Here is a 470-nt window from a genome sequence, read left to right on the forward strand (position 1 = left end):
CGCCGGCTGCTGGCCGACCTGGTGCCCGCGGCTTCGGCGGCGTTCGGCGAGGTCGAACTGGCGTCGATGGCCGTGGTGGCGCTGGCGCTGCCGCCCGGCACGCCGCTGCCGGACGCCTCGGGGATCCTGATCGGCCACGGCGAGCGCGACGCCGCCGGGAAGCCGTACGCGTCGAAGGCGTTCACGTTCTCTTCGCGCAAGTGGAGCCACTTCGGCACCGGCCCGGTGCTGGTCCGCGGCTCGGTCGGGCGCTTCGGCGAGCTGGGCGCGCTGAAGGCCGACGACGTCGAGCTGGTCCGCGTGGTCCGCGACGACCTCGCGCGCCTGACCGGGGTGACGGCCGCGCCGATCGAGACGCTCGTGACGCGGTGGGGCGGCGGGCTGCCGCAGTACGGCACCGGGCACCTCGAGCGGGTCGAGCGGATCGAGAAGGCGATCGCGGCGGTGCCGGGGCTGGCGGTCGCCGGGGC

1 pseudogene is annotated in these 470 nt (G+C 76.4%); it reads left to right on the forward strand.

The window, feature by feature from the left end:
• Positions 1-470: pseudogene (locus G3I65_RS27755) on the forward strand (protoporphyrinogen oxidase); the annotation flags it as partial.

The sequence above is a fragment of the Amycolatopsis sp. SID8362 genome, assembly GCF_010550475.1.
GTDB classification, from domain to species: domain Bacteria; phylum Actinomycetota; class Actinomycetes; order Mycobacteriales; family Pseudonocardiaceae; genus Amycolatopsis; species Amycolatopsis eburnea.